Annotated in this window: 27 protein-coding genes; 15 read left to right on the top strand and 12 right to left on the bottom strand. The window is 66.9% G+C overall.

Going from position 1 to position 24129, the window contains the following annotated elements:
• The first annotated feature begins 30 nt into the window (after positions 1 to 30).
• Genes AC1DKR_RS14095 through AC1DKR_RS14075 form a run of 5 tightly spaced genes read left to right on the top strand, consistent with a single transcriptional unit; the run spans position 31 to position 5184 of the window.
• Positions 31 to 1782, top strand: a complete 1752-nt coding sequence (locus AC1DKR_RS14095; protein ID WP_478033292.1) for a bifunctional alpha/beta hydrolase/class I SAM-dependent methyltransferase — start codon at positions 31 to 33, stop codon at positions 1780 to 1782.
• Positions 1782 to 3116 (top strand): phosphatase PAP2/dual specificity phosphatase family protein, encoded by a 1335-nt coding sequence (locus AC1DKR_RS14090; RefSeq protein WP_336032583.1) that lies wholly within the window; start codon positions 1782 to 1784, stop codon positions 3114 to 3116. The genes AC1DKR_RS14095 and AC1DKR_RS14090 overlap by 1 nt, the downstream gene beginning before the upstream one ends.
• Positions 3113 to 3550 carry a hypothetical protein gene (locus tag AC1DKR_RS14085; protein ID WP_336032581.1) on the top strand — a complete coding sequence of 146 codons (438 nt, stop codon included), beginning with the start codon at positions 3113 to 3115 and terminating at the stop codon, positions 3548 to 3550. The genes AC1DKR_RS14090 and AC1DKR_RS14085 overlap by 4 nt, the downstream gene beginning before the upstream one ends.
• Positions 3551 to 3562: 12 nt before the next feature.
• The gene (locus tag AC1DKR_RS14080; protein ID WP_025878621.1) at positions 3563 to 4192 is read left to right on the top strand and encodes a lysophospholipid acyltransferase family protein; all 630 of its coding nucleotides are present in this window, start codon (positions 3563 to 3565) and stop codon (positions 4190 to 4192) included.
• Positions 4189 to 5184: a phosphatidate cytidylyltransferase gene (locus AC1DKR_RS14075; protein ID WP_223496862.1), complete on the top strand. Its 996-nt coding sequence runs from the start codon at positions 4189 to 4191 to the stop codon at positions 5182 to 5184. The genes AC1DKR_RS14080 and AC1DKR_RS14075 overlap by 4 nt, the downstream gene beginning before the upstream one ends.
• 49 nt (positions 5185 to 5233) lie before the next feature.
• Here the strand turns inward: AC1DKR_RS14075 and fis are convergent, their stop codons facing one another.
• From fis to prmA, 3 genes are all read right to left on the bottom strand, one after another.
• On the bottom strand, positions 5234 to 5509 hold the full coding sequence (gene fis, locus AC1DKR_RS14070) for a DNA-binding transcriptional regulator Fis (RefSeq protein WP_006397198.1): 276 nt from the start codon (positions 5507 to 5509) through the stop codon (positions 5234 to 5236).
• Between the two features lie 115 nt (positions 5510 to 5624).
• Complete coding sequence (locus tag AC1DKR_RS14065) at positions 5625 to 6374, bottom strand: DUF3426 domain-containing protein (RefSeq protein WP_478033291.1); 750 nt, start codon at positions 6372 to 6374, stop codon at positions 5625 to 5627.
• Positions 6375 to 6416: 42 nt separating this feature from the next.
• Positions 6417 to 7337 (bottom strand): 50S ribosomal protein L11 methyltransferase, encoded by a 921-nt coding sequence (prmA, locus tag AC1DKR_RS14060; RefSeq protein ID WP_478033324.1) that lies wholly within the window; start codon positions 7335 to 7337, stop codon positions 6417 to 6419.
• Positions 7338 to 7487: 150 nt separating this feature from the next.
• Here prmA and AC1DKR_RS14055 point away from each other — a divergent pair, with 150 nt between their 5' ends.
• Together AC1DKR_RS14055 and AC1DKR_RS14050 are read left to right on the top strand one after the other, a co-directional pair.
• On the top strand, positions 7488 to 8453 hold the full coding sequence (locus AC1DKR_RS14055) for a hypothetical protein (protein WP_223496859.1): 966 nt from the start codon (positions 7488 to 7490) through the stop codon (positions 8451 to 8453).
• Complete coding sequence (locus AC1DKR_RS14050; protein ID WP_230109901.1) at positions 8450 to 8824, top strand: hypothetical protein; 375 nt, start codon at positions 8450 to 8452, stop codon at positions 8822 to 8824. The genes AC1DKR_RS14055 and AC1DKR_RS14050 overlap by 4 nt, the downstream gene beginning before the upstream one ends.
• A gap of 139 nt (positions 8825 to 8963) precedes the next feature.
• Here AC1DKR_RS14050 and accC read toward each other — a convergent pair whose 3' ends face one another.
• Genes accC through aroQ form a run of 4 tightly spaced genes read right to left on the bottom strand, consistent with a single transcriptional unit; the run spans position 8964 to position 11761 of the window.
• The gene (accC, locus tag AC1DKR_RS14045) at positions 8964 to 10331 is read right to left on the bottom strand and encodes an acetyl-CoA carboxylase biotin carboxylase subunit (protein ID WP_478033290.1); all 1368 of its coding nucleotides are present in this window, start codon (positions 10329 to 10331) and stop codon (positions 8964 to 8966) included.
• 12 nt (positions 10332 to 10343) lie between these two features.
• The gene (gene accB / locus AC1DKR_RS14040) at positions 10344 to 10835 is read right to left on the bottom strand and encodes an acetyl-CoA carboxylase biotin carboxyl carrier protein (protein WP_100553780.1); all 492 of its coding nucleotides are present in this window, start codon (positions 10833 to 10835) and stop codon (positions 10344 to 10346) included.
• Positions 10836 to 10889: 54 nt separating this feature from the next.
• Positions 10890 to 11312 (bottom strand): lysozyme inhibitor LprI family protein, encoded by a 423-nt coding sequence (locus AC1DKR_RS14035; RefSeq protein ID WP_089237270.1) that lies wholly within the window; start codon positions 11310 to 11312, stop codon positions 10890 to 10892.
• The gene (gene aroQ, locus AC1DKR_RS14030) at positions 11309 to 11761 is read right to left on the bottom strand and encodes a type II 3-dehydroquinate dehydratase (protein ID WP_313249930.1); all 453 of its coding nucleotides are present in this window, start codon (positions 11759 to 11761) and stop codon (positions 11309 to 11311) included. The genes AC1DKR_RS14035 and aroQ overlap by 4 nt, the downstream gene beginning before the upstream one ends.
• Before the next feature lie 266 nt (positions 11762 to 12027).
• On the opposite strand from aroQ, the gene AC1DKR_RS14025 reads away from it, so the two are divergent.
• Together AC1DKR_RS14025 and AC1DKR_RS14020 are read left to right on the top strand one after the other, a co-directional pair.
• A complete protein-coding gene (locus AC1DKR_RS14025) occupies positions 12028 to 13356 on the top strand; it encodes an acetamidase/formamidase family protein (protein ID WP_478033289.1) in 1329 nt (442 codons plus the stop codon).
• Between the two features lie 46 nt (positions 13357 to 13402).
• The gene (locus tag AC1DKR_RS14020; RefSeq protein WP_478033288.1) at positions 13403 to 14230 is read left to right on the top strand and encodes an isocitrate lyase/PEP mutase family protein; all 828 of its coding nucleotides are present in this window, start codon (positions 13403 to 13405) and stop codon (positions 14228 to 14230) included.
• 11 nt (positions 14231 to 14241) lie between these two features.
• On the opposite strand, the gene AC1DKR_RS14015 is transcribed toward AC1DKR_RS14020, so the two are convergent.
• Positions 14242 to 14643: a response regulator gene (locus AC1DKR_RS14015; RefSeq protein ID WP_025878633.1), complete on the bottom strand. Its 402-nt coding sequence runs from the start codon at positions 14641 to 14643 to the stop codon at positions 14242 to 14244.
• A 190-nt stretch (positions 14644 to 14833) separates the two neighbouring features.
• On the opposite strand from AC1DKR_RS14015, the gene AC1DKR_RS14010 reads away from it, so the two are divergent.
• Positions 14834 to 15430 (top strand): NAD(P)H-dependent oxidoreductase, encoded by a 597-nt coding sequence (locus AC1DKR_RS14010; RefSeq protein WP_478033287.1) that lies wholly within the window; start codon positions 14834 to 14836, stop codon positions 15428 to 15430.
• Between the two features lie 48 nt (positions 15431 to 15478).
• The gene (locus AC1DKR_RS14005; protein ID WP_428700799.1) at positions 15479 to 16042 is read left to right on the top strand and encodes a TetR/AcrR family transcriptional regulator; all 564 of its coding nucleotides are present in this window, start codon (positions 15479 to 15481) and stop codon (positions 16040 to 16042) included.
• A gap of 19 nt (positions 16043 to 16061) precedes the next feature.
• Here the strand turns inward: AC1DKR_RS14005 and AC1DKR_RS14000 are convergent, their stop codons facing one another.
• Both AC1DKR_RS14000 and AC1DKR_RS13995 read right to left on the bottom strand, forming a co-directional pair.
• Positions 16062 to 16595, bottom strand: a complete 534-nt coding sequence (locus AC1DKR_RS14000; protein ID WP_478033286.1) for a hypothetical protein — start codon at positions 16593 to 16595, stop codon at positions 16062 to 16064.
• 68 nt (positions 16596 to 16663) lie between these two features.
• Positions 16664 to 17461 carry a D-alanyl-D-alanine carboxypeptidase family protein gene (locus AC1DKR_RS13995; RefSeq protein WP_478033285.1) on the bottom strand — a complete coding sequence of 266 codons (798 nt, stop codon included), beginning with the start codon at positions 17459 to 17461 and terminating at the stop codon, positions 16664 to 16666.
• 84 nt (positions 17462 to 17545) lie between these two features.
• On the opposite strand from AC1DKR_RS13995, the gene AC1DKR_RS13990 reads away from it, so the two are divergent.
• Positions 17546 to 18100 carry a GIY-YIG nuclease family protein gene (locus tag AC1DKR_RS13990; protein ID WP_478033284.1) on the top strand — a complete coding sequence of 185 codons (555 nt, stop codon included), beginning with the start codon at positions 17546 to 17548 and terminating at the stop codon, positions 18098 to 18100.
• Positions 18101 to 18343: 243 nt separating this feature from the next.
• Positions 18344 to 19246: a LysR substrate-binding domain-containing protein gene (locus AC1DKR_RS13985; protein ID WP_478033283.1), complete on the top strand. Its 903-nt coding sequence runs from the start codon at positions 18344 to 18346 to the stop codon at positions 19244 to 19246.
• A 32-nt stretch (positions 19247 to 19278) separates the two neighbouring features.
• Here AC1DKR_RS13985 and AC1DKR_RS13980 read toward each other — a convergent pair whose 3' ends face one another.
• Entirely contained in the window at positions 19279 to 19995 is a 717-nt protein-coding gene (locus AC1DKR_RS13980; protein ID WP_478033282.1) for a transporter substrate-binding domain-containing protein, read from the bottom strand.
• Between the two features lie 113 nt (positions 19996 to 20108).
• On the opposite strand from AC1DKR_RS13980, the gene AC1DKR_RS13975 reads away from it, so the two are divergent.
• Positions 20109 to 20480: a VOC family protein gene (locus AC1DKR_RS13975; protein WP_313249913.1), complete on the top strand. Its 372-nt coding sequence runs from the start codon at positions 20109 to 20111 to the stop codon at positions 20478 to 20480.
• A 32-nt stretch (positions 20481 to 20512) separates the two neighbouring features.
• On the opposite strand, the gene AC1DKR_RS13970 is transcribed toward AC1DKR_RS13975, so the two are convergent.
• Complete coding sequence (locus tag AC1DKR_RS13970) at positions 20513 to 21346, bottom strand: arylamine N-acetyltransferase family protein (RefSeq protein ID WP_478033281.1); 834 nt, start codon at positions 21344 to 21346, stop codon at positions 20513 to 20515.
• A 202-nt stretch (positions 21347 to 21548) separates the two neighbouring features.
• Here AC1DKR_RS13970 and AC1DKR_RS13965 point away from each other — a divergent pair, with 202 nt between their 5' ends.
• A complete protein-coding gene (locus AC1DKR_RS13965) occupies positions 21549 to 24083 on the top strand; it encodes a methyl-accepting chemotaxis protein (protein WP_478033280.1) in 2535 nt (844 codons plus the stop codon).
• Positions 24084 to 24129 lie beyond the last annotated feature (46 nt).

Below are 24129 nucleotides of genomic sequence, written 5' to 3'. Positions count from 1 at the left end.
GACTACACGCCCAATCAATACGGAGATTGCATGCGTCAGGCGCAGGAACGGGAATTCCACAGCTTCGACCAGGTACCGCTGTTCTACCGGTACTGGCCGAGCACCACGGCAACCACGTCGGCCAAGGCCATCGTGCTGTTGCATCGCGGCCATGAACACTCAGGCCGGGTCACCCATCTGGTCGACGAACTGGACCTGCCCGACACAGCTTTCTTTGCATGGGACGCGCGCGGCAACGGCCGTTCACCCGGCGCGCGCGGCGATGCACCGGGCTTCCCGGCGCTGGTACGCGACCTGGACAGTTTCATCGCCCACATCGGTGCCGAGCATGGCATCGCGGTGGAGGACATCGTGGTCATCGCACAAAGCGTGGGCGCGGTGGTTGCCGCCACCTGGGTGCATGACTATGCGCCGCGGTTGCGCGCGCTGGTGATGGCCTCGCCCGCCTTCAAGGTGAAGCTGTACGTGCCTTTCGCACGCGCTGGGCTGGCGCTGATGCAGAAGCTGCGCGGCAACTTCTTCGTCAACAGCTACGTCAAGCCGCAGTGGCTGACCCACGACCCGGCACGGGTGGAAAGCTACCGTACCGATCCGCTGATCACCCGGCCGATCTCGGTACGCGTGCTGCTGGGCCTGTACGAAGCCGCCGACCGCATCGTGGCCGACGCGCAGGCGATCAGCGTGCCGGTGCAGTTGCTGGTATCGGGCTCGGACTTCGTGGTGCATCGTGGCCCGCAGGACCGTTTCTACGAACGCCTGTCCAGCCCGATCAAGGAGCGCGTGCACCTGCCGGGCTTCTTCCACGACACCCTCGGCGAGCGCGACCGTGCGCCGGCGCTGGCGCGTATCCGCAGCTTCATCCAGGCACGCTTTGCCGAACCGCTGCAGGAGCTGTCGCGGCGCGATGCGCATCGGCATGGCCCGACCTTCGAGGAATCGGAGATCCTGTCCTGGCCACCGGAACGCAACAGCCTGGCCGACCTGCGTTGGCGCGTGGTGCGCGGTGGCCTGCGTTTCGGCGGCACGCTGTCGGAGGGCATCGCGCTGGGCCTGCAGACCGGCTTCGACTCGGGCAGCACGCTGGACTACATCTACCGTGATGAGGCGCGGGGCAAGGGCCCGCTGGGCCGGATGGTCGACCGCAACTATCTGGATGCGATCGGTTGGCGCGGCATCCGCGTGCGCGGCAAGCACCTGCAGGAACTGCTGCGCGATGCTGCCCAGCGATTGCGCGGGCAGGGCGCGCCGGTGCGCGTGCTGGACGTGGCGGCCGGCCATGGCCGTTACGTGCTGGAAGCACTCGGCCAGGGCGAACAGCGTGCCGACCGCATCGTGCTGCGCGATTTCAGCGATCTGAACGTGACCCAGGGCAAAGCCTTGATCGAGCGCCTCGGCGCGGCCGACATCGCCCGCTTCGAACAGGGCGATGCGTTCGATCCGGCGCAGCTGGCAGCGGTGGACCCTGCGCCGACGCTGGCGGTGGTGTCCGGCCTGTACGAACTGTTCCCGGACAACGATGCGGTGCTGCGTTCGCTGCAGGGCATCGCTGCGACGGTGCCGGTGGGCGGTTACCTGGCCTACACCGGGCAGCCGTGGCATCCGCAGCTGGAGTTCATCGCGCGTGCGTTGACCAGCCATCGTGGTGGCGCGGCGTGGGTGATGCGCCGCCGTACCCAGCACGAGATGGACGAACTGGTGCGCCTGGCCGGCTTCCAGAAGGTGGCCCAGCGCATCGATGATTTCGGCATCTTCACCGTATCGCTGGCACGACGGATCGCGTGATGGCGACGCTGGCGGCAACCGCATCATCCAGCGAGGCGCGCCCCTGGCGGCGCGCCCTGCTGTGGCTGGCCCTGCTCGGTCCGTTCTTCTTCGCCAGCTATGGCTTCGCCAACTGGATGGCCGGCCGCCATGCCCAGCTGCCGGTGATGGCGTTCGCCTGGGAGACCCGGATTCCATTCGTGCCGTGGACGATCGTGCCGTACTGGTCGATCGACCTGTTCTATGCGATCTCGTTCTTCCTGTGCCGGCGCCGGCTGGAGTTGGACCGGCACGCGCTGCGCCTGCTCAGTGCGCAGGTGATCGCGGTGGCGTGCTTCCTGTTGTGGCCGTTGCGCTTCAGCTTCGAACGGCCGGAAATCGGCGGTGTGTTCGGCTGGTTGTTCGACGTGCTGCTGGGCTTCGACAAACCATTCAACCAGGCGCCGTCGCTGCACATCGTGCTGCTGATCGTGCTGTGGGTGAAGTTCGCGCAGTACCTGCACGGGGTCTGGCGGCTGGTGCTGCATGTGTGGGCGCTGCTGATCGGCATTTCGGTGCTGACCACGTTCCAGCATCACTTCATCGACATTCCCACCGGGCTGCTGGCCGGCTGGTTGTGCGTGTGGCTGTGGCCGGAGCAGGGCACGCCGCCGTTGCGTGCCTGGCAGGCCGCCGGTGACCCGAAACGTTGGCGGCTGGCCGCGTTGTATGTGTTGGGCGCCGGCCTGCTGCTGGTGCCGGTGGTGATGCTGCGCGGCACCGCATTGTGGCTGCTGTGGCCCATGGTGTCGTTGCTGCTGGTGTCGCTGGCCTACGCCGGGCTGGGCACGGCGGTGTTCCAGAAGCGCGCCGATGGCCGGTTGACGATGGCGGCGCGCTGGCTGCTGGCACCGTACCTGGCTGCCGCATGGATCAATTCGCGGCTGTGGACGCGCCGTGCGCCGCAGCCGGTGCACGTGGCTGACGCGGTCTGGCTGGGGCGCCTGCCAGGCACCGCACTGCCGGCACCGCTGGTGGGCGTGGTCGACACCTGTGCCGAGCTGTCCTGCCGCGCGCCGGGAGCAGCGTACGCCAGCGTGCCGATGCTGGACCTGGTGGTGCCGTCGGCCGCGCAGCTGCGTGCAGCGGCAGATGCCATTGAACGCCTGCGCGGCCATGGCCCCGTCCTGGTCTGCTGTGCGCTGGGGTATTCGCGCAGCGCGGCCAGCGTGGCGACCTGGCTGCTGCGCACCGGCCGTGCGCGCGATGCGGCCGACGCCGTGTCGATCGTGCGTGGCGCGCGGCCGTCGATCGTGCTGCACGACGTTCATCTACAGGTGATCGCGGCCGCTGCCGCGCAGGAGACCATTGCATGAGCGCCGTGCCCGATCTGCCGATGATGCACCTGCTGCTGCGACAGGGGCGATTGCCTGCCGCGTTGTCACTGGGCCTGCTGCTGGTAGCCCTGTTGCTGCTGGGCATCGAGCCTGGGCTGGCGATGTTCGCCGCCGGCCTGCTGCTGCTGAGCCTGGTTGCAGGCGTTCTGCAGGCGTACTACGCGGTGCGCGTGCAGTTGGACGCCAGCCTGCTGCGCCTGCTGCAGCAGGAGGGGCTGCAAGGTGAAGACGCGGCACAGCGGGTGGACCAGGCACTGCACACGGCCGGCCTGCGCAGGCTGGACGCACAGGCGCCGACGCGTGGCTGGGATGCGCGCTGGACCGGCATGCGGCGTCTGCTGATGCGCCAGTACGCCGCCACGCTGCTGCAGTTCGCTGCCCTGCTGCTGGCCGTGCTGTGGCCGCAGACCTGACCGGAGGTGCCGATGTTTGCTGAACTGATCGCCCGCGCCTGCAGCGCGGCCATCCATGTAGTGACCGGCGCACGCGCGCTGTGGGTTGGCTGCGCGCCGTCCAGCGAGCACCGCGTCTACTACGGCAACCATGCCAGTCATGGTGATTTCGTGCTGATCTGGTCGTCGATGCCGCCGGCGCTGCGGCGCCAGGTACGGCCGGTCGCCGCCGCCGAGTACTGGCAGCGCGACGGTCTGCGACGCTATCTGATCGACGCGGTGTTCAATGGCGTGCTGGTGGAGCGTGAGGCGGGCAACCGCCATCAGGATCCGCTGCAGGTGCTGCGTGATGCGGTGGATGAGGGCTGTTCGTTGATCCTGTTTCCGGAAGGCACGCGCAACATCGGCGATGAGCCGCTGTTGCCGTTCAAGAGCGGCATCTACCACCTGGCCCGGCAACGCCCGGAGCTGGAGTTCGTGCCGGTGTGGATCGACAACCTCAAGCGGGTGATGCCGAAGGGGCGTTTCCTGCCGCTGCCGCTGCTGTGCACGGCAACCTTTGGTACGCCGCTGCGGCTGCAGGCCGATGAGGACAAGGCCGCGTTCCTGGCGCGCAGCCGGCAGGCATTGCTGGCCCTGGCCCCGAATGGAGGCCGTGCATGAGCTTCATGATCGACGTTTCCGGTGATCTCGCCGCACGCAGCGTAGGCCAGCAGACCGGCCTGCTGTTCGCTGGCGTGGGTGCGGTTCTGGTGCTGGCCACGCTGGTGTCCGAAACCCTGCGCTGGCGCCAGCGTGGACAGCCCAGCGCGGTGATCGCCAACCTGGTCTCGCGCATCCGCGCGTGGTGGGTGATGGCGATCGTGGTGGGGCTGGCGCTGTTCTTCGGGCGCGCCGGAGTGATCGTGCTGTTCGCGATCATCTCGCTGTTCGCACTGCGCGAATTCATCACCCTGGCGCCGACACGATCGGGCGATTACTACGCGTTGCTGGCGGCGTTCTACATCGTGCTGCCGTGGCAGTACTACCTGGTGTGGATCGACTGGTATGGCATGTACACGCTGTTGATCCCGGTGTACGCGTTCCTGTTCCTGCCGATCCTGGCCACCATCGGTGGTGATACCACCCACTACCTGGAGCGCACGTCGAAGGTGCAGTGGGGCTTGATGATCTGCGTGTTCTGCATCTCGCACGTGCCGCTGCTGCTGAACCTGCGCGTGCCGGGCTACGATCCGGCGCGCAACGTGCTGCTGTTCGCCTTCCTGGTGATCGTGGTGCAGTCGTCGGACGTGCTGCAGTACATCTGGGGCAAGCTGCTGGGCAAGCACCTGATCGCGCCGAAGCTGTCGCCGTCGAAGACGGTGGAAGGCTTCGTGGGTGGCGTGCTCTGTGCCAGCGCGCTGGGTGCCGCACTCTGGTGGATCACCCCGTTCACGCCGCTGCAGGCGTTCGGCCTGTCGCTGCTGATCAACCTGATGGGGTTCTGGGGCGGCCTGGTGATGTCGGCGATCAAGCGCGATCGCGGCATCAAGGACTGGGGCAACATGATCGAGGGCCATGGCGGCATGCTCGATCGGCTGGATTCAGTGTGCTTCGCCGCGCCGGTGTTCTTCCACGTGGTGCGTTACTACTGGAAGGCGGGTGGCGGCAGTTGATTCCGCCGGCGGGCCATCCACGCATGGCGTGGATCTACCGGGCACGCGCTTACGCGCTGATGCCGTATTCCTTCAGCTTCTTGCGCAGGGTGGCGCGGTGGATGCCCAGCATCGCGGCCGCGCGGCTCTGGTTGCCTTCGCAGTGGTTGAGCACTTCCACGAACAGTGGAATCTCCATCTCGCGCAGCACGATCTCGTAGACATCGTCCGCATCGCAGCCATCGAGGTCGCGCAGGTAACGGCGCACGGACTGGGCCACATGTTCGCGCAGCGGTGGCCGGGCAGCGCCACGACTGTTGTCAGGACGAGAAAGGACAGCGTTCAAGGGGGTTCCCGATCTGGTTGGTCCATGCACGCGAGGCGCCGGACCGGATGAGGTGATGGCGGTCAGTCTAGCGCGAGCGTGCCCGACCTGCCACGGCCGGACGGTCAGGCCCAGGTCAAAGGAACTCGAAGGTGAATGCGACCGTGGATGCGGCAGGCTCCTGCACGCGGAAGGCGATGCGTGCGCTTTGACCCGGTTCCAGAGGGGCCGCACCCGGGTTTTCGCCGAGGTACTGCGCTGGTGCGAACACGCCGGTGCCGATCACACGACCATCGGCATCGGACAGCGACAGGCGCAGGTCCGGCCATGCCTGCGGCCAGCGCGCGTCGTTGCGGATGCTGGCCTGGATCTGCAGCACGCCGGGCTGGGCCGGCAACGGGCGGATTTCACGGCTGGTCATGGTCAATGCAGTGGGCTCGCGCCAAGCGGGCAGCTCGCAGCGCAGCACGCTGCACAGCGCACCGATCCACGGCCGGGTACCGGCATCGGCGGCCAGCCGTGCACGATCGGCAAGCACGCTCTGCAGCAACAGCAGCAGCGCCAACCCGGCCACCAGCAGCCAATGCCAGCGTGGGGTGGGCAGCGCCCGCGGGCGTACGCCGAGGAAGCTGGGCGCATCGGCGGCACCGGCAACGATGCCGGATGTGGCCGTGAGGACCGGTTCGATGACGGGATCATCGGTGGCCCGCGCTGCTGTTTCCGGTCCCGCCACGACCTCCGTTGCCGGGTCGATGTCGTCGATCACCGGCGCTGCATCGGTAGGTACCGGTTCGCGCGGTTCGCTGGCTTCAGGCGCGGCCGCTCGCTCCTGCGCGGTGCGCAGGAACGTGGCCAGGGGACGGCGCGGTGGGTGCGGCTCGGACATGCTCAGGGCGCGGGCTCGGATCCAGCGGTCATTCAACCACGATCAGGCGCGACGCACGCCGGTGATGCGCATCCAGTCGCCATCCTGGGTGGCCTGGAGGTCGTCGAACCACGTTGCATAGCGCTGCAGCAGTTCGTCTTCCTGACCATGCAGGATGCCCGACAGGGCGATGCGACCGCCGCTGGCGACGCGGGCGGCCAGCAGTTCGGCCAGTGCATCCAATGCGGAGGCCAGGATGTTGGCGACCACGATCGGGTAGGTAGCGACCGGTTCGTCCTGCGGCAGGTACACCTGCATGCGTGCCTGTTCGCCGTTGCGTTCGGCATTGTCGGCGGTGGCGATCAACGCCTGCGGGTCGTTGTCCACGCCGATGGCCTGGGTAGCACCGAGCTTCAATGCGGCCAGGGCGAGGATGCCCGAGCCACAGCCGAAGTCGAGCACGCGCTGGCCCTGCAGTTGGCCATCAACGGCCAACTGGTCCAGCCAGCGCAGGCACAGCGCGGTGGTCGGGTGGGTGCCCGAGCCGAAGGCCAGGCCCGGGTCGAGGCGCACGATGGCAGCGTCGGCAGCCTGCGCTGCCTCCGGCAGCTCATGGTTCCACGGCACGATCCAGGTACGGCTGCCGAAGTCCATCGGCTGGAACTGGTCCAGCCACGCACGCTCCCAGTCTTCGTCTTCCACGGCGCGGAAGCTGCCGTTGCTCCAGTCCAGCTCCGGGTCGAAGGCTTCCAGCGCGGCCAGCAGCAGCAAGGCGTTGCTGTCGGCCGGGAACAGCGCGCTGAGCACTAGGGTGTCCCACAGCGGGGTCTCGCCCACGCCGGGTTCGAGGATGGCCTGCTCGTTGCTGGTGTCGGCTTCGGCATCAAGCAGGGTCACCGCCAGCGCGCCCACGTCCTCCAGCGCATTCTCATAGCGGGGCTGGGTGGCTTCGGTGCAACGCAGGGTCAGTTCCAGGAACGGCATGGCGGTGAGGGCAATCGCGGGAAAGGGGGCCATGCTAGACCATCAGGCCGTCTCCGTATGCCTTGAGATGAACGAAGCCGATTCAGACAGGCCTCACGGGCCTTGCTAAACTCGGCGCTTTCCTGTGCGCCGTACAACCGCCCGTTGCCGATGGCCTTCGCCCCGACCCTGAAAACCTGGTTGCTCGTCCTGCCGGCCGTGGCCGTGCTGGGCGTGGCCGGCTATCGGGCCACGGGCCACAACCTGGACACGAACACGCGCGTCGATGTGCCGCTGGCAGCCCAGGGCAGCGATGCGCAGGGAGCGCTGGCACCGGTAATGCCGGAAGCCCTGGAACGCCGCCTCGCTGCGTTCGAACGTGGTACCGCGCTGCCTTCGGGCCTGCCGCTGGATATCCGTGCCGACATCGAAGGTGCCACCGATCTGTACGCCTACGCGCAGCGCCTGCGTGTGCAGGCCGACCAGGGCAACCACGAGGCGCGCTGGATGCTCAGCCGGGTCTACGACTATTGTGCGCAGTACGCGGTCGATCCAGGTGGCTATCGCCTGGACAACAACGTGCTGGCCGGCCTCGGCCTGAGTGCTGCACCGGAGATGGTGGAGGCGCGCGAACGGGTGGCGCAGCGCTGCGGGGGCTTCGTGCCCGGCGACAAGCTGGGGCCGGCACTGGTGCTCGGCGAACGTCGTCGTGCGGCCCAGCAGGGCAACCTGGCGGCCGAAGCGGCGCTGTTTGCCGAAGGTGAGCCGCTGCACGACAGCGAGCAGTATCGCCGCGATCTGGTTGAACGCGTACGTACCTCGCGCGATCCGGAGGCGTACATGGCGATCGCGCCGGGCATGGGGTTGCGCGCGGCTGGCGACAAGGCGTTGACCGGCATGGTGGCCGGTGAACAGCTCAGTGAACTGGCATGGCGGGTTGCGGCCTGCGAACTCGGTCTTCCCTGTGGAGCCGACAGCGTGCTGGTCAACAGTTTTTGTGCGAATGGAGGGATCTGTTCGCCGGATGGAACGCAGGACTTCCGTGAATTTGTGTATGACGCCGCGGTTTCGCGGCAAGGTGCGGGGAAAATGAAGGAATGGATCAAGCGATTGATTGGAACGAGGGACGGGCGATGAACTACCGTCGATTCCTGCATGGGGCCAAGTTCTGGTTCTGGGTGGTGTTGTTCGTGGCGTACTCGGCCGGTGCCGTGGGCCTGCTGATGATCGACACCTACGAGGACCGCTACCGACGTCTGTCGAAGGTGGAATTGACCTCGGTGAAGGCACAGGAAGACGTGCGTCGTGCCGGTGCCAGCCAGGTTGCCGCCGTTTACCGCGCGCAGAGTGGCGTGCCGTTCTCGTCGTTGCCGGCCGGCAGCACCTTCCAGGTGGTGTGGCCGGATGGGTCCAGCGAGACCATGGTGATCGTCGATCCGACCTCGCCGAACGGCGTGCGTCCTCTGGCGAACTCGCAGATTCCCGCGGAAGTCGCCGACAAGCGCTGAGCTGATCTGCTTTTGTAGAGCCGAGCCATGCTCGGCTTCTTTCCAGCAAGCCGAGCGTGGGCTCGGCTCTACCGAAAACAAAACAGAAAAGGGCGGGGAAATCCCCGCCCTTTTCATGTGCAGCGACAGCAGCTTCCGATCAGGTCAACGCGATCGGCTTGCTCTTGCGCTCGGCAAGGCGCTTTTCCAGGTAGTGGATGTTCTGGCCACCGGCCTGGAAGCCCTTGTCACGCATGATCCGCTGCTGCAGGGCGATGTTGGTCTTGATGCCATCGACCACCATCTCGCTCAGCGCCACCCGCATGCGGGCGATGGCGGTCTCGCGGTCCGGACCGTGCACGATCAGCTTGCCGATCATCGAGTCGTAGTTCGACGGCACACGGTAGCCACTGTAGATGTGGGTATCGACGCGCACGCCCGGGCCACCCGGTGCGTGGAAGCCGGTGATGGTGCCCGGGCTCGGGACGAAGGTTTCGGCGTCTTCGGCATTGATGCGGCACTCGATCGCATGGCCGGTCAGCACCACATCGCTCTGCTTGATCGACAGCTTCTGGCCGGCAGCGATCTTCAGCTGTTCGGCGACCAGGTCGATGCCGGTGACCATCTCGGTGACCGGATGTTCCACCTGGATGCGGGTGTTCATTTCGATGAAGTAGAAGCGATCGTCTTCGTACAGGAACTCGAAGGTGCCGGCGCCGCGGTAGCCGATGCGGATGCAGGCTTCCACGCACACCTTGCCGATCTGCTCGCGCTGCTCGGCGGTGATGCCCGGTGCCGGCGCTTCCTCGACCACCTTCTGGTGACGACGCTGCATCGAGCAGTCGCGCTCGCCGAGGTGGATGGCGTTGCCCTGGCCGTCGGCCAGCACCTGGATCTCCACGTGGCGCGGGTTCTCCAGGAACTTCTCCATGTAGACCTCGCCATTGCCGAACGCGGCCTTGGCCTCGCTCTTGGTGGTTTCGATGGAGGTCTTCAGCGAGGCTTCGGCGTGCACCACGCGCATGCCGCGGCCACCGCCGCCGCCGGCCGCCTTGATGATGACCGGGTAGCCGATCTCACGGGCGATCTTGGTGTTGGCGACGATGTCGTCGCCGAGCGGGCCGCCCGAGCCGGGCACGCACGGCACACCGGCCGACTTCATGGCGCGGATCGCTTCGACCTTGTCGCCCATCAGGCGGATGGTGTCTGCTTTCGGGCCGATGAAGATGAAGCCGGACTCTTCCACGCGCTCGGCGAAGTTGGCGTTCTCGGACAGGAAGCCATAACCCGGGTGGATGGCCTGGGCGTCGGTAACCTCGGCCGCAGCGATCAACGCCGGGATGTTGAGGTAGCTTTCCGCCGACGACGCCGGACCGATGCAGACCGATTCATCGGCCATGGCCACGTGCTTGAGGTTGCGGTCGACCGTGGAGTGCACGGCCACCGTGCGGATGCCCAGGGTGTTGCACGCGCGCAGGATGCGCAGCGCGATTTCCCCTCGGTTGGCGATGACGACTTTGTCGAGCATGGCAGCCGTCCCTTAGCCGATCACGAACAGCGGCTGGTCGAATTCCACCGGCTGGCCGTTCTCGCCGAGGATGGCGACGATGGTGCCCGACGCATCGGCTTCGATCGGGTTGAACATCTTCATCGCTTCGATGATGGCCAGGGTCTCGCCGGCCTTGACCTGCTGGCCGATGCTGACGAAGGCCGGCTTGTCCGGCGAGGACGAGGCATAGAAGGTGCCGACCATCGGTGAGCGCAGCACGTGGCCTTCCGGCAGCGCGTTGCCCGGCTTGGCGGTGCCGCCGGTGGAGGCTTCGGTCGGCGACTGCATCGGCATCGCCGGGGTGGCCGGCTGGGCAGCGACCGGGGCGGCCATCATCATCTGCGGCGGGGCCTGCATCATGCCGTAGCCGGACACCGGAGCGCGCGACAGGCGCACCGATTCTTCGCCTTCCTTGATTTCGATTTCAGCCAGGTTCGACTCTTCCAGCAGGTCGATCAGCTTCTTGATTTTGCGGAGATCCATGGTGGCCTCTTTGCTCTTTGATGTCAGTGTGGTGGGAAGCGCGTTGCGCTCGGGTCAAAGCAGTTCGTAGAAGTCGCGCAGCTGCCGGGTGCGGTCGCGCGCGAGGGTGATCAGGCAGCGCATCTGTGCGCCATTGCGCGCGGTGCCGTCGGAATTGAGGGCGTACACCGCTTGGCAGTCGTGGTCGCGCAGCTGCATCCACGCGCGCTGGGCCAGCACCAGCTCCTGTTCGGCATTGCCGCAGTAGCTGCAGCTGCCGCCGTTGGCAGGCGTGCGCAGTTGCCTGCGCGCCTGTGCGTAGACGGCGTTGAGTTCAACGTCGGCGGCCGCTGCCACGTCCGAGGCGCACAGGTCGCTCTCCATCGTGGTCGTCGGATGCGCGCAGTCGATGCCTTCGGCCTCACGGTCGGACGCGGCGGCAGCGCCGCACAGGCCGGCCCACAGCACAACGCTGGCGAGGACGCGCGACAGGCTCATGACGCGGCGGCAGCCTGCACGCGTGCCAAGGCCGCGTCCATCGCATAGCGGTAGCTGTCGGCACCGAAGCCACACACCACGCCCACCGCCTTGTCGCTGAAATAGCTGTGCTGGCGGAAGGGCTCGCGGGTATGCGGGTTGGACAGGTGGATCTCGATGAACGGCACCGCCACCGCCGCCAGCGCATCGCGCAGGGCAACCGAGGTATGCGTGAAGGCGGCCGGGTTGATCAGGATGAAGGCGGTTCCGTCGGTGCGCGCCGCCTGTATACGATCCACCAGGACGTGCTCGGCGTTGGACTGCAGGCTCTCCAGCGCATGACCTGCGGCAGCGGCCTGGGCGACCAGCGCCTGGTCGATGTCCGCCAGCGTGGTGTGGCCGTAGACCTCCGGCTCGCGGCTGCCGAGCAGGTTGAGGTTGGGGCCATGCAGGACCAGCAGCTTCGCCATGGGATCCGATTGACGGGAAAGGGCGGCAGTCTGGCGGAAGCTGAGGATGCTGTCCAGTTCGGCGAAATTAGTGGTGTTTAAAGCGATCGTTTGAAAAAGCCGTGCTCCGCATGGTTGCTCACTATAGATAGTGGAAATTGCGCGTGCCGGCCATCCCCCCTGCCGGAAGACTGCGGCCGGGCCGCATTACGTTCGACACTGCGGAGGTTGCCACGGCATTCCTACACTGCGCCTATCCGCCACGTCGGCGTTCATGGATGCCCGCCTTGCCTACCTCCCTGCGATTGCCCGCACTCCTGCTGGCAATGCTGCCTTTGAATGCGCTGGCTGCCGAACAATGGATCGTTGCCACTGACCTGTGGGGCAACAGCAACTACCAGACCCTGCATCTGGACGTGCAGGGCGGGCGTATCGCCGGCCGGCTGGACGCCGACCCGGTTACCGGCACCCTGGGCGCGGGACAGATGGTGTTCACCGCCACCGACAGCCAGGGCCAGCGCTACCAGTTCGACGGGCGCATTGACGGTGCGCGGATGCAGGGACAGAGCGATCAGCCGGACACCAACAACCGCGAGGCGCGTGCCGTCCACGCCTTCAGCGCCTGGAAAGTACCGGCGCGGGTCTCGACCGCACCTCAGCGCCATGTGTTCACGCCGACCGACTACTCCAATACGTTCAGTGCCGATCGCGCGCCGGTGCTGGTGATCTGGCCAGGCGACTCGGTACAGACCCGCACGCTGGACTCCGGCGGCGTCGACGAGAAGGGCGTCACCCGCGCGCTGTTCGGCAATCCACAGGTCGGGCCGTTCTTCGTGGTCGGCGCCGAACCCGGCGACACGCTGGCGATCACGCTCACCTCGTTGAAGCTCAACCGTGACTACGCCGACAGCCTGGATGGCCTGGTGGGGCGCTTGAAGACGCCGCGGGTGGCTGCCGAAGCCACCGGGCTGGGCAAGCCGGTGCGCTGGCAGCTGGACCGCAGCAGGGGCGTCGCGCGTCCGCAGGGCGCAAGTGGTGGCCTGCGGCATTTCGAAGTGGCGGTGAAGCCGATGCTCGGCGGCCTGGCGCTGGCGCCCGGCTTCGGCTACCCGCCGTTCTCCACCGGCGATACCGCCGATTTCGGCGGCAACATGGATTTCAACGCCGTGGTGGAAGGCAATACGGTCTACCTGCCCGTGCAGCAGCCTGGCGCGCTGATGTACCTGGGTGATGGCCACGCGCTCCAGGGCGATGGCGAAACCACGCAGTGGGCGCTGGAGACGTCGCTGGATGTGGAGGTGAAGGTCGAGCTGCTGAAGCAGCATGCGATCGCAACGCCGCGGGTGGAATCGGCAACGCAGATCATGACCTTGGGCCAGGGCGGCTCCAGCGACGATGCGCTGCGCATCGCCACCTCGGGCATGCTGCAGTGGCTGCGCCAGGCCTATGGATTGACGTTGTCCGAGGCGACCCAGGTGCTGGGCGTGGCGGTGCAGTACCAGGTGGCCAACCTTGCCGGGCGCAGTGTTGGCGTGGCGGCGAAGCTGGACAAGGTGGTGTTGCAGGGGTTGAAGTTGCAGACGACAGCGGCACCGGCGCCGCACGCTGCCAAGTGACCGTTGCCCTGTTGGCAGCTTGGGAAGGCGTTTCAACCAGGAGTCCGTGATGAGTGCCGACGCCATCCAGAACCGCCGCGCTGCCTTCAGGGCGCTTCATGCATCCGGTTGCTTCCTGCTGCCCAATCCATGGGACGTGGGCAGTGCGGTGGCGCTGGCGCGGCTGGGTGCCCAGGCACTGGCTACCACCAGTTCCGGCCATGCCTGGGCCCACGGGCAGCCTGACGGGGCGATGGGTCGCAGCGAGATCCTCTCTCATCTGCAGGCGATGGTGGCGGCGACCGATCTACCGGTGAACGCCGACTTCGAAGATGGTTTTGGCCGCAGCCCGGAGGCGGTGCACGAGAGCGTGTCGATGGCGATCGCTACCGGTGTGGCTGGCCTGTCGATCGAAGATTCCAGCGGCGATGCGGACCATCCGCTGCGCAGCATCGAAGACAGCGTGGCCCGGCTCCAGGCCGCGCGCCGTGCAATCGATGAGAGCGGGCACGATGTGATGCTGGTGGGGCGCGCGGAAAACTTCTTCGTCGGGCGACCCGATCTGGACGATACATTGGCCCGCATCCGCGCCTATGCGCAGGCGGGTGCCGACTGTCTGTATGCGCCCGGCATCCGGACCGCAGAGCAGATCCGCGCCGTGGTGGAGGCCGCCGGTGGCAAGCCGGTCAACTTGCTGATCGGTGCGCCCGGGCAGATGACGCTGCAGCAGGCGGCCAGCCTGGGCGTGCGCCGGGTCAGTGTCGGCGGTGCGCTGGCCCGCAGCGCGTGGTCCGGCTTTCTCGACGCCTCCCGGCAGATGCTTGCCAGTGGATCATTCGATGCGCTGCCGGCCACCCCGTCCGGTGCCGAGCTCAACGGGTTGTTCAAGCCCTAGGTGCGTGCAGGCTAGTGCGGCGGTGTCGGCGGGGCGGCCGTCCTGCCGAGCGCTTCGCGCACCGCGCGCTGCAGGCCCTGCACATGGAACGGTTTGGCCAGGAAGGGCGCGCGCCGATGCCGGACCGGTACCAGCTGGTCGTATACCGCTGAAGCGAAAAGATAGGGGATGCCCAATTCGAGCAGCCGATCGGCCACAGGGAATACCACGCCATCACGAAGTTCCACGTCCAGCACGGCGCCATCGAAGTGGCCACTGTCGAGCATGCCCAATGCCTCGAAGACGCTGTTGGCGTGGGCGATTTCGTTGCCTTCGTCGGTCAGGGCCTGTTCCATCAGATCAGCCAGATCGAGCTGGTCTTCCACAAGGAGCAGGCGGGGTAGCGGTGCGGGTCGTTCGTTGTTGCTCTGCATGGTGTGTTGTCGTGCGAATGCTGCGTTGGTCCGGCAAGCATCCGCTTACCGGCATCAAGGCCGTGGCAGCCCGGTGTGGCTGTGATGTGCACAACAGCGACCGCAGCGCGCAACAGCATTCCACCGATGGTGCTGGTGCTGGCTGCAATCGTAGTTACCATTGGTAACTAGTGAACAGCAGAGCCCCACCATGCATACCCATATTGTCGTGGCACATCCTGAACCGGCCTCGCTCACCCACGCCGTCGCTGCACGGATCGGTGAGGCCATCGTCAACGCCGATGCCGGCAATACGGTCACCTCGGTGGATCTGATGGCCGAAGGCTTCGATCCACGTTTCAGCGCCCAGGACCACGCGTTCTTCCGCAGGACCACAACGCTGCCGGCCGATGTCGCCGCCGAGCACGCCCGGCTGGATGCGGCCGACGCGCTGGTGCTGGTCTACCCGCTCTACTGGTGGTCGTTCCCGGCGCTGCTGAAGGGATGGATCGACCGCGTCTTCACCCAGGGCTGGGCCTATGACGAAGGTGCCGACGGCAAGCTGGAAAAAAAGCTGCAGCGTCTGCAGGTGCATCTGGTCGGGCTGGGCGGCGCGGGCCAGCAGATGATCGACCGGCGTGGCTATGGCGCGGCGATGAAGACCCAGATCGACCAGGGCATCTTCGATTACTGCGGAGCGCCGGTGCTGTCATCCACGCTGCTGCTGGATGCCGACAGCGGCATGGCCGAGGCGCATCTGCAGACGGCAGTGCACATCGGACGTAAGATCGGAACCCCCGCGCCCTGACGATCTCCTTTGCCTTCCAGACCTGCCGCGCCCGAGCCCCGCCGCCGCCTGACCCGTGAACAGCGCGCCCGGCAGCTGCTGGACGTAGCGTGGGCGCTGGTTGGCGAAGAGGGCACCGATGCGCTGACCCTGGCCCGCCTGGCCGAGGCGGCCGGTGTGACCAAGCCGCTGGCCTACGACCACTTCGAAACCCGCAACGGCCTGCTGGCCGCGCTGTATGCCGACTATGACCACAAGCAGACCGTGGTCTTCGACGACCGCATCGGCAGTGCGAAGGCGCGGCTGAAGGATCGCGCGCATGCCATCGCCTCGGGCTACATCGATTGCGTGCTGTCGCAGGGCAGCGAGATCCAGGACATTCTCGCCGCGCTGGCCGGATCACCGGAACTGCGTGCGGTACGCCGTTGCTATCAGCAGGATTTCATCGACAAGTGCGCGCAGTGGCTGGGCCCGTTCGCAGCGGGTGAGGCCGTGCCGGCTACCGGGCTGTGGGCCATTCTCGGTGCCGCCGAAACCCTGTCTGAAGCGGTTGCGGCCGGTGCGGTGGAACACACGGCCGCCGAGGCCGAGCTGGAGCGCGTGATCGTCGCCATCGTCAAGCGTGGCAGCTGAATCGTGTGGGCGAAGCGGCCTAGAGTTGCTCGACGCTGACTGATGGCAGTGGCACGTCACGCGGCAGGTCCGGCAACAGCTGTCGCAGTAGCTCCGGCATTGCCTGCATGGCGGCACCATCGATGTAGCGCCACTGCGCACCCCCTGCCGGCCGGATGGCGACCATGAAGGTGAGGCTTTTCACTGTCTGTGCGTCGGTGGTGAACACCGTGGTCCGCGGCACGAAGCAGACTTCTTCGTCGCCGGCAGCGTAGGTGCGGGTCGGTTCGCCGACATCATCGCTGATGACCTTCAGGTCCATGTCGCCGAGTGCCTTCATCGCATCGCGCGTGGCCTTTGCATACGCCTCGTCGCCGCCAGCGAAACGCTTCACGCTCGGATGCGTTCGCTCGATCATGGCATCGGTATCGCCACGCGCGAAGGTGGAGAGCAGAGAACGCAGATCCTGCTGCAGCGCGCCGGTCTCGGCAGGGCTGAGTTCGCCGGCATGGGTGAGTACCGCAGAGAAAGTGCAGAACAGCGCAAGCATCCAGCACAAGAGACGTCGATCCATCGATGGGGTACTCCTTCGGGCGCTGGACTATAGAGCGCATTGCCCGTGGTGTCTGCCCAGCCTGCCGGTCACGCGCGTTGTGCGTCGGCCATTCCGGCGCTGGCGAAGCCTGCATCAAGCTGCGCACGTACCTGCTCATCGCGCGACGCACGGGAATCAGCACCCAGCACCACGTTGATCAGCCGCAGTGGCAGCGCGTGCCCAGCGCACCTGCGACGGGCGGTGGCCGCCAGGCAGAAGCCGGCCGCCTGGGTGTAACCGGTCTTCAAACCATCCACGCCGTCTTCGCCCAGCAGGGCGTTCTGGTTGGCCTTGTGCAGGGTGTGGTGCACGAAGCTGCGCTGTGCGGTGATCGCGAGCAGATCGGGGTGGCGGGCGAGCAGGTGGGCGGCCAGCATCGCCATGTCGCGTGCGGTCGACAGATGGCCCGCAGTGGTGATGCCGGACGCGGAGATGAAGTGCGTATCGTGCAGGCCCAGCGCTCGCGCGTGATCGTTCATGTGCCGCGCGAACGCCGCCTGTGATCCAGCCAGATGACGTGCCAGGGCGAGCGCTGCGTCGTTGCCGGAAACCACCATCAGGCCCTCCAGCAGTCTACCGAGGGCGATGCTTTCGCCGGGCACCAGGCCCATCCGCGTTTCATCGTCGGCCACCTCGTGTACGTCGCGCGGGTCGATGGTGATCGTGTCCGACCACGAACCGCCCGACTGCGCGAGCAGGTCGTACGCGGTGTAGGCGGTCATCAGCTTGGTCAGCGAGGCCGGTGGTCGTCGCAGATCCGCGTGCTGCTGCTGCAGGATGTCGAGCGAGACGGCATCGATCGTGATCGATGACACGGGCGGGCGAGGGGCGTGCGATGAAGACATGGTCGCGCAAGCGTAGCCGGAAGTACGCATGCCGTGGGCATTGCCTGCACATCCTGCGAATACCCGCCACGCGATCCTGTGGTCATGGATTCCGACATCCGCATCGATGGCCGTGTGTTCGCCTACGTCTTTCCCTGTGTCTGGGAGGACTACGCGAAGATTGGCTTCTCGCGCGATCCGCTGGGCCGGATCAGTGCGCTGCATCGGCGCTGGTTCGAGTTCTTCGATCTGGAAGCAGGCGCGCTGGTCGAGGCGGAATCAGAGCGGGATGCGCGTGACCTGGAACTGCAGTTGCGCCGGCCCTTCAAGCTGCATCGTGCGCCGGCACCGATGACGGTGCAGGAGAAGGCCGGTGGGCACACCGAATGGGTGCGCGGGGCCAACGCTGCATTGGCCGAGGCTGTGCAAGCGCTGGCGCAGCAGGGCTATCACACCTATCCGCTGCGGCTGTGGCTGCGGGCTGCGATGGTCCAGCGCCTGGACCGGCTACATGACTGGGCCGCAGTGCAGGTGCCGGAAGAGGAAAGCCTGCGTTCGCCCGTCGGCGTGGCCGCACTGCGCGACGCCATCGATGCGTATCGCGCGCTCGCTATCGATCCGCAGCCGTGGTTGCCCGAGCACCTGCAGCACGGGTGGTGACACTGCCCGGGGCGGCCGGGGGGTTGCCCGGACGTGGTGCCCGGCGTGCATCGGGCACTGCGGGAACGGGACTGGCCAGGCGCTGGGCCAGGGCAACGTTGGTCACATGACCCTGCAGGAACAACAGACCGCTGAAGATGTTCATGATCGTGCCTCCACTTGAGTGGAATGCACGATACGGGCAGCATGACGGTGCAAAAAGCGACATTTCCGCAAGGTCGACTTGAGAGGAATTCAAGGCTTATGTCCCGCCCACCGCTGCATGCCCTGCAGGGCTTCGTCGCTGCCGCACGCCTGGGCAACCTGTCCCGTGCCGCCGCGTCGATGAACCTGACGGTCAGTGCGCTCAGCCATCAGATGCGCCAGCTCGAGGAACGCCTGGGCCAGCCGCTGCTGATACGGCAGGCGCGCGGTGTGGCCTTGACCCTGGAAGGGCAGCGCCTGCTGGATCAGGTGGGCCCGCATCTGGATGCGATCAACGAAGCCTTCCAGCCCTACGCCGCGCGACTGGAGCATGTGCTCACCCTCAGTGCCGTGCCGTCGATGGCCAGCGCCTGGCTGGTGCCACGCCTGGGCAACTTCGTGGCCGCGCATCCACAGATCGAAATCAATCTGCAGTCGAGCGAGCGGCTGATCGACTTCGACCGGCAACTGCAGTTCGATGCAGCACTACGGCTGGGCAGCGGACAATGGCCGGGGTTGGTGGTGGAACCGTTGTTCGACGAATGGCTGCTGCCCATGGCCAGCCCGGCACTGATCGAGCGCATGGGCGGCATCGGCCACCTGCCGTTGGCACAGTGGCCGCTGCTGGGAGACCCCGACGGCGCGTGGGGCGCGTGGTTCGCGCTGACCGGGCAGCGCCCGCCGGCGCGGTACGTGGCGGTGCTGGATGATTCCGAAGCCCACCATCGCGCCGCACTGGACGGCGTCGGTGTTGCGCTGGGGCGGGTGACGCGGGCGCGGCTGCTGCTGGATTCCGGCCAGTTGGTTGCGCTGTCGGACAGGCGCCTGAAAACCGCATGGCCGCATTGGCTGGTGTATCCGCAGCGCTCGGTACGGCACCGTGGTTTCCTGGCCTTTCGCGAATGGTTGCACGCCCAGGCAGCCGAGCACGTGCGGCACATGCAGGCCGCAGATGCGGGATAGCGCCGGGCAAGCGTAATGACGGGGAGTGTGCGTCACCGCACCAGCGTGACTGCCTGCCCGGCACGTGCGAAGGCCTCGCCCAGCAGCGGCCCGGCCTTGATCGCCTGCACTTCCGCGAACAGTGCCTGCAACGCCGCCGCGGGCCGTGCGATGGGTGCGGCGATCGCCTGCTGGATGGCGGTGAAGCGATCGGCCAGCACGCGATGGCCGGGATGTGCCTGTGCCCAGGCCAGCAGGGGCTGGCGTACGCCGGCCGCTGCATCCAGCCGCTGCTGGTCGAACAGGGTGATGGCGGCGGCCGAGGTATCGGCACGTTCAATCGATGCCTGCCGCAGCTCACGGCTGAGGAACAGATCGTAGGCGGCGCCGCGTCCCACCGCGATGCGCAGGCCGTTGCGATCAAGGTCTGCAACGCGTTGCGCTGGACTGTCATCGCGCACCAGATAGGTGCCTTCGATCTCCACATACGGCGCGCTGAAGGCAATGCGGTCGGCGCGCGCCGGGTCAACCGCCAGGAAGGCCAGGTCCCACGCATCCTCATTCACCGCCGCAACCACCGATGCGGCCGCATCGTGGCAACTGAAGCAGGCCTGCACACCCAGCCGCTGTGCCAGCGCGGTGGCCAGTTCCACCGACGGCCCATGTGGTGAATTGGCGTTGCCCTGGGCCAGCACCGGGTTGCCCAGGTTGATGGCAACGCGCAGGTGGCCGAGCGGGGCCAAAGCATGACGATGGTCTGCCAGGGACATGGGCGTTTCCAGGAGGGTGGCGGGCTGTCCAGCATGCCAGTCGTGGCTGTAGCGTGTAGTGCACAGGGCTGCGATGCTGCCTTTCATCCGCCTGCACGCCGAGCACGATCACCATGAATCCCATCCTGCATGTTGAAGTTCCGGTCGCCGATCTCGAACGCGCCGTGGCGTTCTACGAGCACTGGCTGCAGGTGCGCATCGAAGCGCCGATCGACCTGCATGACTGCCGAATGGCCTACCTGTCGTTCAACGATGACGCCGCAGGTGCCAGCATGGCGCTGGTGCACGGCGCCGACTACCTGCCGTCGGAGCAGGGTCCGCGCATCTACCTGGGCGTGGACGATGTGGATCGCAGCCTGCAGCGTGCCCTGCAGGCCGGCGCGGTGCTGTGCTTTGGCCCGGCCGTGGCCGGTGGCTGGCGGGTGGCCGAGATCCGCGACAGCGAGGGCAACCGGATCGCCCTGCAGGCACCCATCAACCCATAGCCGCAAGCACAGCAGCCGAGCATGGCGCGGCGCTACACGGACGTGGCCTGTGATCGCTGCAGCCAGTCGGCGATGGCCGGATCCAAACGCGAATCGTCCGGGAGGCGCATGCCGAAGCCCTGCTGCAGCACCTCGCGCACGTCCTGCACATCGCGCAGCGGGCGCTTGGCCGGTACCTGGCCCGTGCGGTATTCGGTGTAGTTGCCGCTGCCGATGGTGCGCCGCCAATCCGGCCCGGTCAGTGATGCACGCAGTTGGCCGGGGAAGCTCGACTGCGGGTGCGTGCACACGTACCAGTTGCCTACCTCGTTATCGATCGGTGCCGGTGGCTGCAGGTCGAAACGGTACAGCGGCCGCCAGTCGTCACCGGCCTCAGCGGCAAGCATGAAGTCGCCATCGTCCAGGCGCCGCACGCGGTAGCGCTCATGGGGTGTCTCCTGCACTGCGGTCTCATGCAGGCGCAATGGCACGGTCGGGGTCAGGCTGCCGAAGCCGGTATCGACCAGCCAATCCTCGTCCTGCAGACGCACCCGCAGGAGCAGGTGCGTACGCGCGGTCAGCTCGCCCTCTGCAGCCGACAGCAGCACCCGAGCGCTCAGCGGTCGCGCATCGAAGCCCAAGGCCTGCAGCAGGGCCAGGAACGCGCCATTGAGTTCGAAGCAGTAACCGCCGCGCTGCGCGTGCAGCAGCTTGTGCTGGACGCTGTCCAGGTCGATCGCTACCGCGTCGCGCAGCAGGCTGGTCAGGGTCTCGAACGGCAGCAGGGCGTTGTGGCGCTGCTGCAGCAGGGTCAGCCCGGCCAGGGTGAGCGGGGGCGGGGCATCCAGCTGCAGGCGCTGCAGGTAGCGGGGGACGTCGATGGACATGGCAGGCATCACGGGCAGGGGACTCCACTGTGATACCGCAACCGGGGTTGAGGTCAAGCGCGCCCCGACGGTGTCATCCCCCGGTCGTCTGCGGCCGGTACAACAGCGACAACTGCCCGCCGCTCGTGGCAGGAATCAATCCGGGGCTAAAGTTCTGCTGCAACCGGTCGATACAGGTGTGTCCTTCCGCCTGGAGTCTGTCATGTCGGCCGTCGTTCCCCACCTTCGGTCCCTGCGTAGCCGCGTTGCCGGGTTGCGTTCCCGTTTCCCTGGCCTGCTGCGCTGGTTGCAGCCCCATCGGCTGAGCGTCACCGACAAGCTCAAGGCGACCCTGCTGGTCTGCAGCCTGGGCCTGGTGGCCATCGCCGCCGTCCATGCCTGGACCAGCCATGCGAGCATGCAGTCGGCGCGCGATCAGGCCAGCTACCAGCACGGCAGTGACCGCGTCGCTTCGCTGGCAGCGCGGGTGGCCGAGGCCCGGCGCCTGCAGACCCAGTATGCGCGAAGTTTCGACGATGCCGACCGCAGCCAGTTGCTGGCCACGCAACGGACGTTGAAGCAGGATCTGCAGGCATTGCGTGCAATGCCGATGGATGCGGGGCGGCGCAAGGTGCTGCAGGAGATGACCGAGGCCGTTGATGCATTCTCACAGGGCATCGCCGCGTTGTTCGAACGAGTCGATGAGATGGGGCGTGGCGACGCAGGCCTGGCCGCGCAACTGCAGCAGTCCGCCGACGCGGTGCAGGCACAGGTGGACGCGCTGGAGCGCCCCGCGCTTTCCCTGCATGTGCAGCGGATGCGGCGCCAGGAAGCGCTGCTGCTGCTCGATGGCGATTCCACCCACGCCGATCGTGCCAGCGAAGAAAAGCTGCCCTTCGATCTGGCATTGGCGGGCCTGCCCGCCGAGGTGCAGGAGCACGTGCGCACGGGCATGGAGGCCTACCAGGCCGCGCTGCTGGGCTATACCGCCGCGCGCGTCGGCCTGGACGTTGAGGCGCAGTCACTGCTTGAGACCGCGGCGGCTGTGGGCCCGGCACTGGCCGCATTCCAGCAGGCGCAAAGTGCGGCACTGGCTCAGGCGCAGCTTCGTCAGCAGTCGGGCGCTCGTATGGCCAGCGTGCTGTTCGTGGCCACCCTGCTGCTGGTGGCTGGCGTGCTGATCACCAGCCTGGTGCTGGTCGTCCGCGCGGTGCGTCGACCGATCCAGGACACCCTGCGTTTCGCTGGCGATATCGCCGATGACCGGCTCGACACCACGCTGCGCGTGCACAACGTCAACGATGAGATCGGCCAGCTTGCGCAGTGCCTGGTCGACATGCAGCAACGCCTGCGTGCGCGGATCGAAACCGAGCGCGCGGTGGCACGCGGCAACACGCGCGTGCGGCAGGCGCTGGACAGCGCCCAGACCGGCTTGATGGTGGTTGATGCGGAAGGACTGGTGGCTTACGCCAATCCGGCGCTGCTGCAGCTCCTGGATCTTCCCGCAGAGACGTTGCTTGGCAGCGACGCGGTCCGCCTGCATCCGGCGCTGGCGGGACTGATCGGTGTTCGTCAGCGCGAAGAGCGTGAGATCGGCCGCGCCGGTACCCGCTACCAGTTGATCGCCAATGCCATCGTCGAGGACGACCACTTCCTTGGCGTTGCGGTGGAATGGCGCAGCCGCGCGCTGGAAACGCTGCTGGAAACCGAAGTGGCGGCACTGGTCGACGCGGCGGCGCATGGCGAGCTGCAAGGGCGCATCGTACTGGAGGGCAAGCAGGGCTTCGTGCGCACGCTGTCGACCAGCATCAATCGCCTGCTGTCCACCTTCGAGACCAACCTCGGCGATCTGCAGGCACTGCTGGCCGCACTGGCACGCGGTGACCTGAGCGTGCGCCTGGAGGGTGACCTGCAGGGGGTGTTCGCCCGCATGCGTGACGATGCCAACGCCACTGTCGCGCAGCTGGGCCACATCGTCACCCGCATCCAGCAGGCCACGGTCCGCCTGGACGTGGGTGTTGGCGAAATCGTCGCCGGCCATCACGATCTTTCCCAGCGCACCGAGCAACAGGCAGCCAACCTGGAAGAAGCCGCTGCATCCATGCATGAACTGACCGATACGGTCGGCCGCAACGCCGACGCGGCGGGGCTGGCCGATGGACTGGTGCGCGACGCCGCCAGGGTGGCCGAGCGCGGCGGCACTGCGGTCGGCCAGGTGGTGGCGACCATGCAGGGCATCAGTGCGGCGTCGCGGCGCATCGGCGACATCATCCAGCTGATCGACGGCATCGCCTTCCAGACCAACATCCTGGCCCTCAACGCGGCAGTGGAGGCCGCGCGTGCAGGCGAGCAGGGCCGAAGCTTCGCGGTGGTGGCGGCTGAAGTACGCTTGCTGGCCCAGCGCAGTGCCGATGCGGCCAAGCAGATCAAGGGGCTGATCGAGGATTCGGTGACGCGGGTTGACCAGGGCAGTATGCAGGCCGAGCAGGCGGGTACGACGATGGACGAGATCGTCAGCAGCGTACAGCAGTTGGCCGGTCTACTGGCCGGTATCCGCAGTGCCTCGCACGAACAGCATGCAGGCATTGCCCAGGTAAACCAGACCGTCGTACAGATGGAGGCCAGCACGCAGCGCAATGCGAGCCTGGTGGAAGAGGCCGGCGCGTCGACTGCGCAGATGCAGACCCAGGTGCGCGCGCTGGCCGAAGCGGTGGCCGCGTTCCAGCTGCAGCCCGAGCGCCGGGCATGGGCGGCCTAGCAGCGACGGGTAGGGCTGCCGATACCGGCGGGATCAGCTGTGGTGG

The sequence above is a fragment of the Stenotrophomonas sp. 01N47 genome (assembly GCF_056399165.1).
Note: the sequence above shows the minus strand (reverse complement) of the source record. Positions and strands in the feature narration are given on the sequence as shown.